Origin of the sequence: Corynebacterium frankenforstense (assembly GCF_030211955.1) — a bacterium.
Classification (GTDB): domain Bacteria; phylum Actinomycetota; class Actinomycetes; order Mycobacteriales; family Mycobacteriaceae; genus Corynebacterium; species Corynebacterium frankenforstense_A.
Window position 1 is genome coordinate 58,670 of sequence record NZ_JASODI010000004.1, and the last position, 16,154, is coordinate 74,823.

Below are 16,154 nucleotides of genomic sequence, written 5' to 3' on the forward strand. Positions count from 1 at the left end.
TCAACATCAGGACGTGGCCCACGGGCCACCCCGCAACACACGACGGACACGGAGGACACCCGCTCAATGGATGACGCCCGAGGCGGAGCCGCAATGACGGTCGAGGAGATGCAGGACTGGCTGCGCGGCTGGGTCGCCGATCAGACCGGCCTGGCACCCGAGGAGATCGGCGACGACAAGCCCCTGGAGAACCTCGGGCTGTCCTCCCGAGACGTCGTCGTCCTGTCCGGACAGCTGGAGAAACTCACCGGCACCCGGCTGGACGCGACCGTCGCCTACGAGTTCCCCACCATCGCGGCCCTGACCCGCCACGTCGTCAACGGCGGCTCCGCCGCCCCGCGCCCCACGGTGCCGGGCGCGCCCGCGCCGGGCACCACGGCGTCGGCAAGCTCCCTTCCGGAGCACCACGACATCGCCGTCGTCGGCATGGCCGCCCGATTCCCGGGCGCCAACGACACAGACGAGATGTGGGACCTGCTGGTCTCCGGGCGCTCCGGCACCTCCACCGAGCCGCCCGCCGGGCGCTGGTCGGAGTACGCCGGCGACGAGACCGTCAGCCGCAAGCTCGCCGAGCTGAACATGGCCGGCGGCTACTTCGACGACATCGCGTCCTTCGACGCCGAGTTCTTCGGCCTCTCCCCGCTCGAGGCGACGAACATGGACCCGCAGCAGCGCATCATGCTCGAGCTGACGTGGCGCGCCCTCGAGGACGCCCACCTGCCGGCCAACGAGCTGCGCGGCAAGCCCGTCGGCGTCTTCTACGGCTCGTCGAACAACGACTACGGCATGCTCATCACCGCCGACCCGGCCGAGGCCCACCCCTACGCGCTCACGGGCACCTCCAGCTCCGTGATCCCGAACCGCGTCTCCTACGCCTTCGACTTCCGCGGGCCCTCGGTCAGCGTCGACACCGCCTGCTCGTCCTCCCTGGTCGCCGTGCACGACGCCGTCAAGGCGCTGCGCTCCGGCGAGGCCGACGTGGCACTGGGCGGCGGCGTGAACATCATGGCCGCCCCGTTCGTGTCCACCGCCTTCGCCGAGCTCGGCGTGATCAGCCCGACCGGCGGCATCCACGCCTTCTCCGACGACGCCGACGGCTTCGTGCGCGGCGACGGCGCCGGCGTGCTCGTGCTCAAGCGCGTGGCCGACGCCGTGGCCGACGGCGACGAGATCCTCGCCGTGATCAAGGGCTCGGCCGTCAACTCCGACGGCCACTCCAACGGGCTGACCGCCCCGAACCCGGACGCGCAGGTCGACGTGCTGCGCCGCGCCTACGCCGACGCCGGGGTGGACCCGGCCACCGTCGACTACGTCGAGGCCCACGGCACCGGCACCATCCTCGGAGACCCGATCGAGGCCACCGCCCTGGGTGCGGTCCTCGGCGCCGGCCGTGAGCCCTTCGACCCGCTGCTGCTCGGCTCGGCGAAGACCAACTTCGGCCACACCGAGTCCGCCGCGGGCTCGGCCGGGCTGATCAAGGTCGTGCTGGCCATGCAGAACCGCACCCTGCCACCCTCGCTGAACTTCTCCGCGCCGAACCACTTCATCGACTTCGACGCCGAGCACCTCGAGGTCGTCGAGGACCCGCGCGAGTGGCCCGCCTACTCCGGGCACATGCTCGCCGGCGTCTCCGGCTTCGGCTTCGGCGGCACCAACGCCCACGTCGTCGTCGCCGAGTGGGACCCGGCCGACTACCCGAGCCTTCAGGCCGGCGGGCACACCGCCCAGTTGGCGGACCCGGAGGACCCCACCGTCCTGCTGCCGGTCTCCGGCCTGGTGCCCTCGCGCCGCAAGGCCGCCGCGGCCGCCCTGGCCGACCACCTCGAGGCGAACCCGGGCACCGACCTGGTCGCCCTCGAGCGCGCCCTGGCCGGCCACAACCACGGCCGCTCGCGCGCGATCGTGGCCGCCGATGACGTCGAGACCGCCGTCAACCGCCTGCGCAAGGTCGCCGACGGCGTGGTCTCCGTGGGCATCCGCGCCGCCGACGCCCCGGCGAGCACCGGCCCCGTCTTCGTCTATTCCGGCTTCGGTTCCCAGCACCGCAAGATGGCCAAGGAACTGTGCGCCCTCTCGCCGCTGTTCGCCGACCGCATCGACGAGCTCGACGAGACCGTGCGCTTCGAGTCCGGCTGGTCCATGTGCGAGATCATCGAGGACGACGGGCGGACCTACGACCTCGAGACCGCCCAGGTGACCATCACCGCCATCCAGATCGCGCTGACCGACCTGCTCGTCGAGCTCGGCGTGCGCCCGGCCGCCGTGATGGGCATGTCGATGGGCGAGTTCGCCGCGGCTTACGCCTGCGGCGGCGTCGACGCCCACGACGCGATGCTCATGGCCTGCCACCGCGCCCGCCTGATGGGCGAGGGCGAGCGCACGCTCAGCGAGGACCAGCTGGGCGCGATGGCCGTCGTGGAGCTGTCCGCCGAGCAGCTTGAGGAGCGCCAGGCCGCCGACGAGCGCCTCGCCGGCGTGGAGCCGGCCGTCTACACCGCCCCGGGCATGCTCACCGTCGGCGGGCCGCGCCAGGCCGTGCTCGACCTGGTCGCCGTCCTCGAGGAGGAGGGCAAGTTCGCCCGCGCGCTGAAGGTCAAGGGTGCGGGCCACACCAGCATGCTCGAGCCGATCATGGGCGAGCTCGAGGCCGAGATCCTGGGCGTCACCGGCCGCCCGATCACCGTGCCGCTGTTCTCCTCGGTGGACCGCGGCCGCGTCTACGAGCCCGGCGAGGCCCCGCACGACGCCGAGTACTTCCTGCGCTGCACCCGCCACTCCGTCTGGTTCGAGGACGCCACCCGCCTCGCCTTCGAGCGCGGCCACTCCACCATGGTGGAGATCGCCCCGAACCCGGTGGCGATCATGGGCCTGATGAAGACGGCCTTCTCCGTGGGCCGCGGCGACGCCAAGCTGCTCTTCGCGCTCAAGCGCAAGGTGCCCACCGCCCATTCGATGCGCGACCTGCTCGCCGAGATGTACGTCGCCGGCGCCCCGGTCGACCTGCTGGGCCTGCACGGCTCCGGCGAGATCGCCGCGGCACCGGGCACCCCCTTCAAGCCGCAGCACTTCTGGACGGCCGCGCGCCCCTCGGCCGGCTCGCGCGCCGGACTGCCCGGCAACCGCGTGACCCTGCCCGGTGGCACGGTGGCCTTCGCCGCCGACGCCGCCGAGGTGCCCAGCACCGTCGCGCTGCTGGAGTCCGCGGCTGCCGCCGTCGACCCCGAGGCGCGCCTGGTCGCCAGCGAGGAGCCCGGCTCCCTGCCCGCGGCCGGCGAGGTGACCACCGTGGTCACCCGATCGCTCGGCGGGCTCAACGTCGAGGTGCACGCCGTCTCCGAGGCGGGTGTCACGCACCGTGTGGCGGAGGGCTTCGCCCTGGCTGCCGGGCTGGGCGGGATTTCCGACGTCGCGCAGTCCAACCTGGGCGTCGCACCCGTCGCCGCCCCGGCCGCCGACGAGCCCGTCGTGGACCCGACCGCGGCACCGGCGGCCGCGCGCTGGGACCCCGAGAGCGGCGAGACCGTCGAGCAGCGCCTGCGCGCCATCGTCTCCGAGTCGATGGGCTACGACGTCGACGACCTGCCCGTCGAGCTGCCGCTGATCGACCTCGGCCTCGACTCCCTGATGGGCATGCGCATCAAGAATCGCGTGGAGAACGACTTCCAGATCCCGCCGCTGCAGGTCCAGGCGCTGCGCGACGCCTCCGTCGCCGACGTGATCACGATGGTCGAGGACCTCGTCGCGCAGGGCACAGCGGCTGGCGCCGCTGCGCCTGAGGACGGGAACGCCGCCGAACCGGAGGCAGCTGCGTCCGACGCCGACGCTGAATCGCAGGACTCCGAGGGCTCTGACGCCGAGGAGACCGCCGACGCCGCGGCCGCCGACGCGGACACCGCCGGGGCCGGCACCAAGGCCGAGGCGATCGCCGCCGTCGCCCCGCGCGACGCTGCCGAGCGCATGGCCTTCGGCACCTGGGCCGGCATGACCGGCGCCGCCGTTGCCGGCGTGACCCACCCGCTGCCCGCGATCGACGCGGACACCGCGGCCAAGATCGCCGAGCGACTCACCGAGCGCTCCGGCATCGAGGTCTCGGCGGCGGACGTCACCGCCGCCGAGAGCGTGGCCGGGTTGGCCGACCTCGTGCGCGCCGGGCTGGAGAGCCCGGTCGACGGCAACGTCCGCGTGCTGCGCGAGCGCCCTGAGGGCTCCGAGGCACCCGCGGTGGTCATGTTCCACCCGGCCGGCGGCAACTCGGCGGTCTACCAGCCGCTGACCCGCCGCCTGCCCGAGGACGTGCCCGTCTACGGCATCGAGCGCCTCGAGGGCCCGCTCGCCGAGCGCGCGACGGCCTACCTCGACGACATCCGCCGCATCGCCGACGGCCGCCCGATCGTCCTCGGCGGCTGGTCCTTCGGCGGGGCGCTGGCCTACGAGGTCGCCCACCAGCTCAAGGACTCCGACGTCGAGGTCGCGCTCATTGCGCTGCTCGACACCGTGCAGCCCGCCGAGCCGGCCCCGGACACCCTCGAGGAGACCAAGGCCCGCTGGGGCCGCTACGCCGCCTTCGCCAAGAAGACCTACGGCCTGGACTTCCCGGTGCCCACCGAGCTGCTCGAGACCGCCGGCGAGGACGCCGTGTTGGGCATGCTCGGCCAGTACCTCGCCCAGGCCGACCCGGCCGAGCACAGCCTGGCCGCCGGTGTGCTCGAGCACCAGCGCGCCAGCTTCGCGGACAACCGCATCCTCGACCGCCTCGACCTGAGCGTGTGGGCGGACGTCACGGTGCCCGTGGTGCTCTACCGCGCCGAGCGCATGCACGACGGCGCCATCGAGCTCGAGCCGGCCTACGCCCGCATCAACCCGGACGGCGGCTGGGCCGCCATCGTCGACGACCTCGCGATCGTCCAGCTGCACGGCGACCACCTCGGCGTGGTCGACGAGCCGGAGATCGCCACCGTGGGTGCCGACCTGACCGGGCGCGTGCGCCGCGTCGAGCAGGGCGCGGCCCCGAACCTGCCGACGGAGGCGGAGGCCGCGAAGGCCGCCGCGGCCGCCGCGAAGAACGACAACGACACGACGGAATCGAGTGATCGCGCGTGACAGAGTCCGCAGAGTCCACCGCGAAGGCGGGGGCCGCCGAGGCCCCGGAACCCGACCTGAGCACCACGGCCGGCAAGATCGCCGACCTGGAGGCCCGCCTGGCCCGGGCGCAGGACCCGGGCAGCGAGCGTTCCCGCAAGAAGCGTGACGACGCCGGGCGCACCACCCCGCGCCAGCGCATCGCCGCGCTCGTCGACGAGGGCTCCTTCACCGAGATCGGTGCCCTGGCCAAGACCCCGGGCGTGGCGGACGCCTACTACTCCGACGGCGTGGTCACCGGCTTCGCCCGCGTCGACGGGCGCCCCGTGGTCGTCTACGCCCACGACAAGACCGTCTACGGCGGCTCGGTGGGTGTGACCTTCGGCCGCAAGGTCGTCGAGGTCATGGACATGGCCATCAAGATCGGCTGCCCGGTCATCGGCATCCAGGACTCCGGCGGCGCGCGCATCCAGGACGCGGTGACCTCGCTGGCGATGTACTCGGAGATCGCGCGGCGTCAGCTGCCGCTGTCCGGGCGCAGCCCGCAGATCTCCGTGATGCTGGGCAAGTGCGCCGGCGGCGCCGTCTACGCCCCGGTGACCACCGACTTCGTCATCGCCGTCGACGGCGAGACCGAGATGTACGTCACCGGCCCGGCCGTCATCAAGGAGGTCACCGGCGAGTCGATCTCCTCGGCCGAGCTCGGCGGCGCGCGGCGCCAGGAGCAGAACGGCAACGTCTCGCTCGTCGCCGAGAGCGAGGAGGACGCCCTCGAGATGGTCCGCGACCTGCTCGCGCACCTGCCCTCGACCTGCTTCGACGACCCGCCCGTGCTGCCGGCGTCCTCCGACGAGGAGATCGCCGACGCCGTGGAGCTCGACTCGTTCATGCCGGACGACACGAACGCCGGCTACGACATGATGGAGCTGCTCGCCCAGCTCGGCGACGACGACGAGCTGATCGAGATCCAGGAGGGCTACGCCCAGAACCTGATCTGCGCGCTGGGGCGCGTCGACGGCCGCACCGTCGGCTTCGTTGCCAACCAGCCGCTGCAGTACGCCGGCTGCATCGACGCCGACGCCGCGGACAAGGGCGCGCGCTTCATCCGCATCTGCGACGCCTACAACATCCCGCTGATCTTCGTCGTGGACACCCCCGGCTACCTGCCGGGCGTGGCCCAGGAGGAAGCCGGCCTGATCCACCGCGGCGCGAAGCTCGCCTTCGCCGTCGTCGAGGCGACCGTGCCCAAGGTCGCGCTGATCGTGCGCAAGGCCTACGGCGGCGCGTACGCGGTGATGGGCTCGAAGAACCTCACCGGCGACATCAACCTGGCCTGGCCGACCGCGCAGATCGCCGTGATGGGCTCGGCGGCCGCCGCCGTGATGATCCAGGGCAAGCGCATCGCCGCGGCCCCGCCGGAGCAGCGCGAGGCGATGAAGAAGATGTTCATGGACTTCTACGACCAGAACATGACCAGCCCCTACGTCGCCGCCGAGCGCGGCTTCCTCGACGCGATGATCCAGCCGCACGAGACCCGCATCGCCCTGCGCCGGGCGCTGCGCCAGCTCGCGGACAAGGACACCCGCGACCTGCCGAAGAAGCACACGATCTCGCCGCTGTGACCGTCCGGCGGCCCAGGCGGTCACCCCGGCGGCCGCCCGCCGCGCCGCTTGGGTAACGCCGCACGTAACGGATACGATTGACCATCTGTGGCGCGGGTCCGCGCCGCTCCGGAGGGCGGGGCTCGCGAGAGCCCGGCCCGGTCCCGCCAACCAAGCAACACCCCGTTTACCCGAGGAGGCTCCCCGTGATCAGCAGCGCCATCGACATCGTCGGCGATCTCGTCAACTACGTCGTCATGATCTTCAACCAGCTCATCCACCTGGTCAGCTGAGCTTGAACCCCCGATGACCCGGTCCGCGCCCCCGCGCGGGCCGGGTTTTTCCGTGCCTAGCGGCGCGACTCGACCACGGAGGCGACCCCGCGCCAGCCGAGCATGAGCAGCGCGGACATGGTGCCCGCGACGATCATGAAGGACCAGTGCGGCACCGCGCCGTGCTTCACACCCCAGATGGTCAGGCCGCACACCACGGTGATCAGCCAGACCATCAGGCCGCCGGAGCGCACGCGCCGGCCGTCGCGGCCGGTCAGGGCGGCCACGCCCCAGCCGAGCACGACGCCGAGGGCGAAGGGCCACAGGGTGGACAGCCAGCCGGCGAAGTTCAGCGGCATGTCCTCTGACTGGTGGGCGATGCGCGCCAGGAGCGCGAAGACCCCGATCGCGACGATGTCCCCGGCCATGGCGGGGAGGTTCAGCTTCTTCTGCATGCCTTCCATTGTGGCCCACCGCGGCGCGCGCGGGAAGTCCGGGAGCTCAGTCGCGGCGGCCCAGCAGCCACTGGACGAAGAAGACGAGCCAGCCCACGGCGGCCAGGCCGACGAAGCTGACCGCGCGGAAGACGAAGACACCGCCGACCGCCGCGGCCGAGGGGATCTGGGCCAGCGGGACGAGCAGCGAGACCATCGCCACGTCGACCGGCCCCAGCCCGCCCGGGGTGATCTGCGCCTGGCCGACGAGCTTGGCCAACAGGAAGGCCAGCACCGTGCCGGAGAGCGTCGGCTCGACGCCCACCGAGATCAGGCAGGCGTAGAGGCAGGCGATCTCGAGGCACCAGTTCGCGATCGCCCAGAACAGCGCCAGCCCCAGCGTGCGCGGCGGCACGTCGACCGCACCGAGCTCGTCGACGAGCTCGCGGAACTTGTCCACCCAGCGGTCCTCGGGCGCGCGGGTGAGCCGGTTGAAGCGGCGCAGCACCGCCTCGACCCAGCGCTGCACGGTCTGCGGGTTGCGGCCGAGCCACCGGAAGGCGGCGACCAGCGCCACGAGCACCAGAATCGAGCTGATCAGCGTCAGCGGGTTGATCGAGGCGTCGAGGAAGAGCACCGCGCACAGGCCGAGCACGGCCATGCCCGCACCGGCGAGCACCCCGGAGATGACCAGGTACCAGGCGGCGACCACGGAACCGGCACCCCAGGCCTTCTGACGCAGGAAGATCATCGTCGCCGAGACGGCCGGCCCGCCCGGCAGGGAGGCCGACCACGCGTTGGCCGCCAGGCCCAGCATGTTCGCCGCCCACCGGCCCACGCGCACCCCGGCGCCGCGCAGCAGGACGACCATCATCTCCGCCTGCGCGAACATGGCGCCGGCCAGGGCGAGCACGCCGAGGGCGATCCAGCGACCGTCGGCCTCGCGCACGTGGTGCACGCCCTTGTCGATCACGTCGGTGTTCTCGTGCAGCACCCACGCCAGGGCGGCCAGCAGCACCGCGACGACGCCCACGCGCACCCACGGGTTGCGCCACAGCCGCAGCGGATTGCGCTCCGAGGTCACGCCCTAGTCCCGGTCCTCTTTGCCGAGGCGGCGCATCAGCTCGTCGAAGGGCACCAGGCTCGAGTCCTGGTCGGTCGTGCGCCCGCCGCGGGCGGCCTCGTGGGAGTCGCGCGGCACGGCAGCGGAGACGGCGAGCTCACCGCCGGCGGCGACGGGCGCGGCGTCGTCAAGCACCGCGGCGTCGTCAATCTCACCGTCACTGTCACGCGCCACGTCAGTCTCACGCGCGACGGCGCGCTCGGAGGCGACGGCCTCGCCGTGGCCCATGCGGCGGTAGACGGCGCGCACCCACCCGGGCGCCCACCAGTTGTCCTCGCGCAGCAGGTGCATCACGGCGGGCACGAGCATCATGCGGATGACGGTGGCGTCGAGCAGCAGCGCGGCGATCATGCCGAAGGCGATGTACTTCATCATCACGATCTCGGAGAAGCCGAAGGCGCCGGCGACGACAATCATGATCAGCGCGGCGGCGGTGATGATGGAGCCGGTGTGGGCGGTGCCGAACTTGATCGAGGTGTCGGTCGTCTCGCCGCGGTGTCTGGCCTCGACCATGCGGGAGACGAGGAAGACCTCGTAGTCGGTGGACAGGCCGTAGACGATGGCGATGATCAGCACCAGTACCGGGCTCATCAGCGGGCCCGGGGTGAAGTTGAACAGCCCGCCGCCGAGGCCGTCAACGAACATCAGCGTCAGCACGCCGAGGGTCGCGCCCAGGCCCAGCAGAGTCATGATCACGGCCTTCGCCGGCAGGATCAGCGAGCCGAAGACCAGCGCCATGAGCAGGAAGGTCGCCGCGACGATGTAGAGCGCCATCCAGGGCAGTTTGTCGAAGAGCGCCTCGATGGACTCGATCTCCATCGCCGGGGTGCCGGCGACGTAGACGTCCACGCCCTCGGGCGCCTCGATGGCGCGCAGGTCGTCGACCACCTGCTCGTTGTGGGCGCGGTCGGTCACGCCGGCGGAGAGCACGGTGGTGCCGTCCTCGGTCGGCGAGGCGGAGAAGCGCCCGGTCAGGTTCGGCACGGCCGCCGCCTGGCGGTAGACCTCGGCGAGCTGCCGGTTGTCCGCGCCGGTGACCACGAGCTTGACCGGCTCGGTGCGGAACTGCGGGAACTCCTCGTCGAAGGCGGCCTGCGCGGTGCGCGTGTCGTTGTCCGGCGGCAGGTAGGTCTCGTTGATGCCGCCGAAGGTGATGCCCACGACCGGGATCGCCAGCGCGACGAGCACGCCCGCGACGCCGACGGTGACGGCCTTGGCGTGGCGCATCGCCCAGGCGGGCAGGCGCCACCAGATCGTGTCCTCGAGGCGGCGGGCCGTGCGCGCGGTGCGCCGCACCGACCAGCGGTCGATGTTGGTGCCGATCATGCCGAAGATCGCCGGCAGCACGGTCACCGAGAGCAGGGCGGCCAGGCCGACCGCGGAGATCGCGCCGTAGGCCACGGACTTCAGGAACGCCTGCGGGAAGACCATCAGGCCGGACAGGGCCACGGCGACCATGCCCGCGGAGAAGACCACGGTCTGCCCGGCGGTGGCGGTGGTGGTGGCCACCGCCTGCGGCACCGGCCGGCCCTTGTCCAGCTCCTCGCGGAAGCGGGAGACCATGAACAGCCCGTAGTCGATGGCGAGTCCCAGGCCCAGCAGGGTGACCACGGACTGGGCGAAGACGTTGACCTGGGCGACCCCGGCGAGCGCGGAGAGCACGCCGAGCGAGCCGAGGATGGAGAGCACGCCGACGATCAGCGGCATCGCGGCGGCGACCACGGAGCCGAAGACGAGGATGAGCAGGATGCCCACCACCGGCAGGGCGACCAGCTCGGCGCGCTGGACGTCGGCGGCCATGCCCTCGTCCAGCGAGTCGGCCACGGCGGTGGCACCCGCGACCTGCAGCTCGACGCCCTCAGGCAGGTCCTGGCCGCGCAGGTCGTCCTCGACCGCGCGGAAGTCCTTGAGCGTCTGCTCGCCGTCGCCGCGCAGCGAGACCGCGGCGAAGGCGGCGGTGCCGTCCTCGTCGATCAGCTGCCGGTTGTGGCCGTCGAAGTAGCTGGTCACCGACTCGATCTGGTCAGGGTGCTCGGACTTGAGCCGCTCGATCTGCCCCGCGATCTCGGAGCTGGTGTCCTCGCGGGAGAGCACGCCCGGGTCCGCCGAGTAGAGCAGGATGACGTCGCCGCTGTTGTCGCGGCCGAAGGTCTCCTGCTCGATCTGCGCGCCGACGGTCGAGTCGGCGCCCGGGTCCTCCCAGCCCTCCTGGCTGAGCCGGTCGTCCAGGCGCATGCCGAAGGTCAGGTAGAGCAGCGCGATGAGCGCGACGACGACCACCGGGACGAGGCGACGGTGGCGGTAGGCGAAACGCCCCCAGGTGTGGAACATGGTGTCCTCCCGGGTCTAGTCGGTGAGAGCGGTGAGCGGACGGAACGGCTGCAGCCAGGCGCCGCCCTCGGGCAGGTTGTCCAGGTTGACGCGTGGCAGCGGCTCGCGGAAGACGCCGTCGATGTCCTCGAGGTCGACGAAGTCGAAGTTCTCCGCGTGCACGGCCCAGGAGGCGTGCTCGTGGAAGCCGAGGACGGTGACGGGCAGGCCCTCGTCGGTCAGCTCGTCGATGAGCCCGCGGAAGTTCTGCCCGTCGGCGGAGGCGACGACGAGCCCGCGCAGCGTGCCCTCGGCGTGGCGGCGCCGAATGTGGGCGAGCATGTCGGGGTCGACGTCGGAGTCGTCGGTGGTCTTCGGCTTGGCGAAGACGGCGAAGCCGATGTTGCGCAGCGCCTCGACCCAGGGGCGGACGTTCTCCGCCGCGCCCGGGGTGACGTTGGTGAACACGGTGGCCTCCGGCAGGACCTGCCCGCCGGTCTCCTCGCCGAGGCGCGCCGCACGCGCGACGAGCCAGCGGCCGACGGCGTCGAAGCGCGGCCGGTGCACCGAGGTGGGCCGCCCGCCCAGGATCGCGCCGAGGCCCATGTCGAGGTTCGGCGCGTCCCAGACCAGCAGCAGCCCGTCCGGTCCGGGCTCGGCGCCCTCACGGTAGGGGTGGACGGTGGCGTGCTCGTGGGTGCCTGCGTTCATGTGCGTCATTATCGCGCATCGCCGCCTTCGCGGTCGCTTGCCGACGCCGCGTCGGTCGCCGCGGGCGCGTCCGTGCGGCGCCACAGGAACTCGGTGATCTCGTGCTCGAGACGGTGGCCGCGGCCCTCGAACTTGGTGATGACCTGCCGGTCGGTCAGGATCGGGCACTCCGGCCAGGGCCAGCCCTTGTACTCCAGCAGCGGCTCGACGTCGACGAGCTCGGAGATCCACTCCGCGTAGTCGGCGTGGTCGGTGGCCACGTGCAGCACGCCGCCGGGCTTCAGCCGGGTGGCGATCAGGTGCAGCGGGCCGGACTGGATGATGCGGCGTTTGTGGTGGCGGGCCTTGGGCCAGGGGTCCGGGAAGAAGACGCGCACGCCGGAAAGGGACGCCGGCGGGATCATGCGGGCGAGCACCTCGATGCCGTCGCCGCGGACCATGCGGATGTTCTCCACGCCGTTACGCGTCAGGTTGCCGAGCATCTTGGCCAGACCGGGCTTGTAGAGCTCGGCGGCGATGACGTTGGTGCCCGGCTCCTTGAGCGCCATGGCGATAGTCGAGGTGCCGGTGCCGGAACCGATCTCGAGGACGGTCGGCGCGCCGGTGCAGCCGAACCAGGCGTCGAAGTCGATGGGACCGGAGTCCTCGGTGAGCACGGTGCCCAGCTCGGGGAAGCGCTCCTGCCAGAGGGCCTGCTGGTTGTCGGTCAGCGTGCCGCGGCGGAAGGAGACGGTGCCCAGGCGCGGGTAGTCCAGACCGTCGTGGAACTCGGTCTGCGGGGGCCGCCCGGCGGGCAGCTCGCCGACGCCGCGGCCGGTCGTGTCGGGGGTGGTCATTGGCCTCATTGTTCCCGTAGGTCCCGTGAACTTCAATTCATCTCTCCCGTGAAGTCGGTCGCGTGACGTCGGTGGCGGCGCCCGCAGCGGTTGCGCGCCGGGCGGGCACGGGGGACGATGCGGGCAACACACGGGGTGTGAGGGGAGGGGGAGCGCCGTGGCCGAGACGCCGCCGATCTTCGCGGCGGTCGCCGACTGGGTGGCCGCCCGCCCGCTGGGCTGCCCGGCCGCCGCGGCGCTGACCGACGTGCTCCACGCGCTGACCGGCCCGCCGCGCACGGCGCTCACGACGCTCGCGGCGCCCGACCCCGCCGACCCGGACGAACTGGCCGCGGTGGCCGCCGAGTTCGGCTGCGCCCGCCCCGCCTGGCCCGTCGTCGGCGCGGGCGTCGACGCCGTCGTGCTCGTCCACCCAGGTCCGCTGCCGCCCGGGCCCGCCGCGCGCCTGGCCTGCGGGCCGCAGCTCTTCTGCGTGGTCGACTGCGCGGCCGAGGCCCGCGCCGCGCTCACCGCCGGCGTCGACCCCGCCGCGCTGCTGGCCACCCGGGCGCGCATCCTCGCCGGCGAGCTACGGGCCCTGGCTCACCGCCTGCCCCGCCTGGCCACCCCGCTGCGCGAGTTGGCCGCGCTGTCTCTGGGAGAGATTGACGACGCCCCGGGCCCCGACGTCGCCGGTTCCCTCCCCGCCGGCGCGGCGGTCGCCGTGGCCGGACCCGACGCGCAGGCCTGCCGCCGGGTCGCCGCCCGCCTGCGGGAGGCGGGCGTGACGGTCACGGGTCCCGACGCCGCGGTGCTCGTCGCCGTCGCCCCGCCCGGCGGGTGGACGCCGGCCGACCACGCGGGGCTTGCCGCGGCGGGAGAGGGTCGCGCGGTCTTCTCCACCGCGCAGCTTCCGGCGGGGATCGGCGGCGAGCACGTCGCCGAGGCCGATCTTCCCGCCCGCCTGGCCGCTCCTCTTCCTCCCGCACCCGACGGGCGGGCCTGGCGAGCCGCGGCCGGGGTGGTCACCCGGCGCCGTCTGGCCGGGTTCGACCGGGAGCTCGCCCGCGCGCTGGCCGCCGGCGACCCGGAGTCCGGTCACCGCATCCTCGCCGGCGTCACTCCCGATGCGCGGCCAGGCGCCCCGGCGCGGCGCGAGGCCGAGCTGCGCGGGGCCCTCGGCGAGGCACTGCTGGTCGCCCTGCCCGCCGCTCTCGGGGCGGGCCTGGCCGTCGGGCGCACGCTCGGGGTGGGCGCGGGCGTGCTGGCCGCCGTGCTCGCAGGGCTTCTCATCGGCGCCGTACGCGGGCTGACGTCCCACCGCCGCCGCGGCCGGGCCGGGCTGGTGCGCGCCGTTGAGGACCTGCGCACCCGCGCCCGCGGCGGGGGAGGAGTGCCCGCCGGGCCCGGCGGCCCAGCCGGCGCCGGGGTGCGCTGGCTGCGCCGCCGCGGCACCGGGGTCACGGGCGGAGGTGCCAGGTGACGCAGTGGTGGGAGTTCCTCCTCGGTGGGCCGGGCGAGGCGGAGCCCGCCGGCGAGCCGGGCGGCTCGGTGGTCGCCGGGCTGCCCGGGGCGGAGGACGCACTCGCCGTCGTCTCCGACCTCGACGGAGACGGCGTGGCCGACCACGCCACCGTCGTCGATGTGCAGGGCCGGCCCTTCGTCTTCGTCGCCGGGCCCGCCGACGGCGCGGTGCCCGCCGACGGTGAGTGGCAGGACGTCGGAAATCTCATGTCCGACGAAGTGGGACCACCGGATACCCCCGAAAGTGGTACGCCGCCGGTTTCGGGTCCCGTACGAAACCGCCGTTGGTTCTGGGTTTCCGGGCCATGACAGACGTCCAATAGTGATATTTGTCGTGGCCGCGGCCGCCGGGCGGCGCGATCACACACGGATCATTACTCTTGTGTATGTACGTGCAGATCCGAAAAGACGTGACCCTGAACCAGGAGTTTAAGTATGGCCACTGAGATCAAGGGCCTGGTCGGCCCGGCTCCCACCGAGAACGAGAAGCTGCTCGAATGGATCGCTGACGCGGTCGAGCTCTTCGAGCCGGAGAAGGTCGTCTTCGCCGACGGTTCCCGTGAGGAATGGGATCGACTGACCACCGAGCTCGTCGAGGCCGGCACCCTCATCCGGCTGAACGAGGAGAAGCGCCCCAACAGCTTCCTCGCCCGCTCGAACCCGTCCGACGTCGCCCGCGTCGAGTCTCGCACCTTCATCTGCACCGAGACCGAGGACCAGGCCGGCCCGACCAACAACTGGGCCCCGCCGCAGGCGATGAAGGAGGAGATGCTCGACAAGTACAAGGGCTCCATGCACGGACGCACCATGTACGTCGTGCCCTTCTGCATGGGCCCGATCAGCGACCCGGAGCCCAAGCTCGGCGTCCAGCTGACCGACTCCGCCTACGTCGTGCTCTCGATGTCCATCATGACCCGCATGGGTTCTGAGGCCCTGGACAAGATCGGCAAGGACGGCGAGTTCGTCCCCTGCTACCACTCCGTGGGCGCCCCGCTCGAGCCCGGCGAGGAGGACGTCGCCTGGCCGTGCAACGACACCAAGTACATCACCCAGTTCCCCGAGACCAAGGAGATCTGGTCCTACGGCTCCGGCTACGGCGGCAACGCCATCCTGGCCAAGAAGTGCTACGCGCTGCGTATCGCCTCCGTGATGGCCAAGGAGGAAGGCTGGATGGCCGAGCACATGCTCATCCTGAAGCTCACCAGCCCGGAGGGCAAGGTCTACCACGTCACCGGCGCCTTCCCGTCGGCCTGCGGCAAGACCAACCTGGCCATGATCACCCCGACCATCGAGGGCTGGAGCGCCGAGGTCGTCGGCGACGACATCGCCTGGCTGCACCTGCGTGAGGACGGCCTCTACGCCGTCAACCCGGAGAACGGCTTCTTCGGCGTCGCCCCGGGCACCGACTACAACTCCAACCCGATCGCCATGAAGACCATGGAGCCGGGCAACACCCTGTTCACCAACGTCGCGCTCACCGACGAAGGCGACGTCTGGTGGGAGGGCATGGGCGAGGCCCCCGACCACCTCATCGACTGGAAGGGCAACGACTGGACCCCGGACTCCAGCGAGAAGGCCGCCCACCCGAACTCCCGCTACTGCGTGCCGATCAAGCAGTGCCCGACGGCCGCCCCGGAGTACGACGACTGGAAGGGCGTCAAGATCGACGCCATCCTCTTCGGCGGCCGTCGCCCCGACACCGTCCCGCTGGTCACCCAGGCCCACAGCTGGCAGCACGGCACCATGATCGGTGCGCTGCTGTCCTCCGGCCAGACCGCCGCCGCCGAGGGTGCGGTGGGCACCCTGCGCCACGACCCGATGGCCATGCTGCCGTTCATGGGCTACAACGCTGGTGAGTACCTGCAGAACTGGATCGACATGGGTAAGCGCGGCGGCGACAGGCTGCCGGCGATCTTCCTGGTCAACTGGTTCCGCAAGGACGACGACGGCAAGATCATCTGGCCCGGCTTCGGCGACAACTCCCGCGTGCTCAAGTGGATCGTCGACCGCATCGAGGGTCGCGTCGGCGCCGACGAGACCGTGGTGGGCCACACCGCCCGCGCCGAGGACCTCGACCTCGAGGGCCTGGACACCACCGTCGAGGAGGTCAAGTCCTGCCTGACCGCCCCGGCCGAGAAGTGGGAGGCCGACCTCGAGGACAACCAGGAGTACCTGAACTTCCTGGGCACGCACGTCCCGCAGGAGGTCTGGGACGAGTTCGACAAGCTCAAGGAGCGCATCTCGGCCGCCCAGAAGTAGGCCGCGCACCCACCCGTAGCGCCTGA

At 72.2% G+C, this 16,154-nt stretch carries 10 protein-coding genes; 5 read left to right on the plus strand and 5 right to left on the minus strand.

Features of this window, described 5'->3' with window-relative positions:
- The first annotated feature begins 93 nt into the window (after nt 1-93).
- Both pks13 and QP119_RS03315 read left to right on the plus strand, forming a co-directional pair.
- Nucleotides 94-5,100, plus strand: coding sequence for a polyketide synthase Pks13 (gene pks13 / locus QP119_RS03310; protein ID WP_423777749.1), 5,007 nt, complete (start codon nt 94-96; stop codon nt 5,098-5,100).
- A 56-nt stretch (nt 5,101-5,156) separates the two neighbouring features.
- Complete coding sequence (locus tag QP119_RS03315) at nt 5,157-6,701, plus strand: acyl-CoA carboxylase subunit beta (RefSeq protein WP_284773727.1); 1,545 nt, start codon at nt 5,157-5,159, stop codon at nt 6,699-6,701.
- Between the two features lie 328 nt (nt 6,702-7,029).
- On the opposite strand, the gene QP119_RS03320 is transcribed toward QP119_RS03315, so the two are convergent.
- From QP119_RS03320 to trmB, 5 genes are read right to left on the minus strand one after another with little or no spacing between them, the layout of a single operon-like run.
- Complete coding sequence (locus QP119_RS03320; protein ID WP_284773660.1) at nt 7,030-7,407, minus strand: DUF3054 domain-containing protein; 378 nt, start codon at nt 7,405-7,407, stop codon at nt 7,030-7,032.
- A 46-nt stretch (nt 7,408-7,453) separates the two neighbouring features.
- Nucleotides 7,454-8,470, minus strand: a complete 1,017-nt coding sequence (locus QP119_RS03325; protein ID WP_284773661.1) for a lysylphosphatidylglycerol synthase transmembrane domain-containing protein — start codon at nt 8,468-8,470, stop codon at nt 7,454-7,456.
- Nucleotides 8,471-8,473: 3 nt separating this feature from the next.
- Nucleotides 8,474-10,840, minus strand: coding sequence for an MMPL family transporter (locus QP119_RS03330; protein ID WP_284773662.1), 2,367 nt, complete (start codon nt 10,838-10,840; stop codon nt 8,474-8,476).
- A 15-nt stretch (nt 10,841-10,855) separates the two neighbouring features.
- Entirely contained in the window at nt 10,856-11,530 is a 675-nt protein-coding gene (locus tag QP119_RS03335; RefSeq protein ID WP_284773663.1) for an NYN domain-containing protein, read from the minus strand.
- Nucleotides 11,531-11,538: 8 nt separating this feature from the next.
- Nucleotides 11,539-12,366 carry a tRNA (guanosine(46)-N7)-methyltransferase TrmB gene (trmB, locus tag QP119_RS03340; protein ID WP_284773664.1) on the minus strand — a complete coding sequence of 276 codons (828 nt, stop codon included), beginning with the start codon at nt 12,364-12,366 and terminating at the stop codon, nt 11,539-11,541.
- A gap of 157 nt (nt 12,367-12,523) precedes the next feature.
- Here trmB and QP119_RS03345 point away from each other — a divergent pair, with 157 nt between their 5' ends.
- The 3 genes from QP119_RS03345 to QP119_RS03355 all read left to right on the plus strand — a co-directional run bounded on the left by QP119_RS03345 (nt 12,524) and on the right by QP119_RS03355 (nt 16,128).
- Nucleotides 12,524-13,828 (plus strand): hypothetical protein, encoded by a 1,305-nt coding sequence (locus tag QP119_RS03345; protein WP_284773665.1) that lies wholly within the window; start codon nt 12,524-12,526, stop codon nt 13,826-13,828.
- On the plus strand, nt 13,825-14,178 hold the full coding sequence (locus QP119_RS03350) for a hypothetical protein (protein ID WP_284773666.1): 354 nt from the start codon (nt 13,825-13,827) through the stop codon (nt 14,176-14,178). The genes QP119_RS03345 and QP119_RS03350 overlap by 4 nt, the downstream gene beginning before the upstream one ends.
- A 126-nt stretch (nt 14,179-14,304) precedes the next feature.
- Nucleotides 14,305-16,128: a phosphoenolpyruvate carboxykinase (GTP) gene (locus tag QP119_RS03355; RefSeq protein WP_284773667.1), complete on the plus strand. Its 1,824-nt coding sequence runs from the start codon at nt 14,305-14,307 to the stop codon at nt 16,126-16,128.
- The last annotated feature ends 26 nt before the right edge of the window (nt 16,129-16,154 follow it).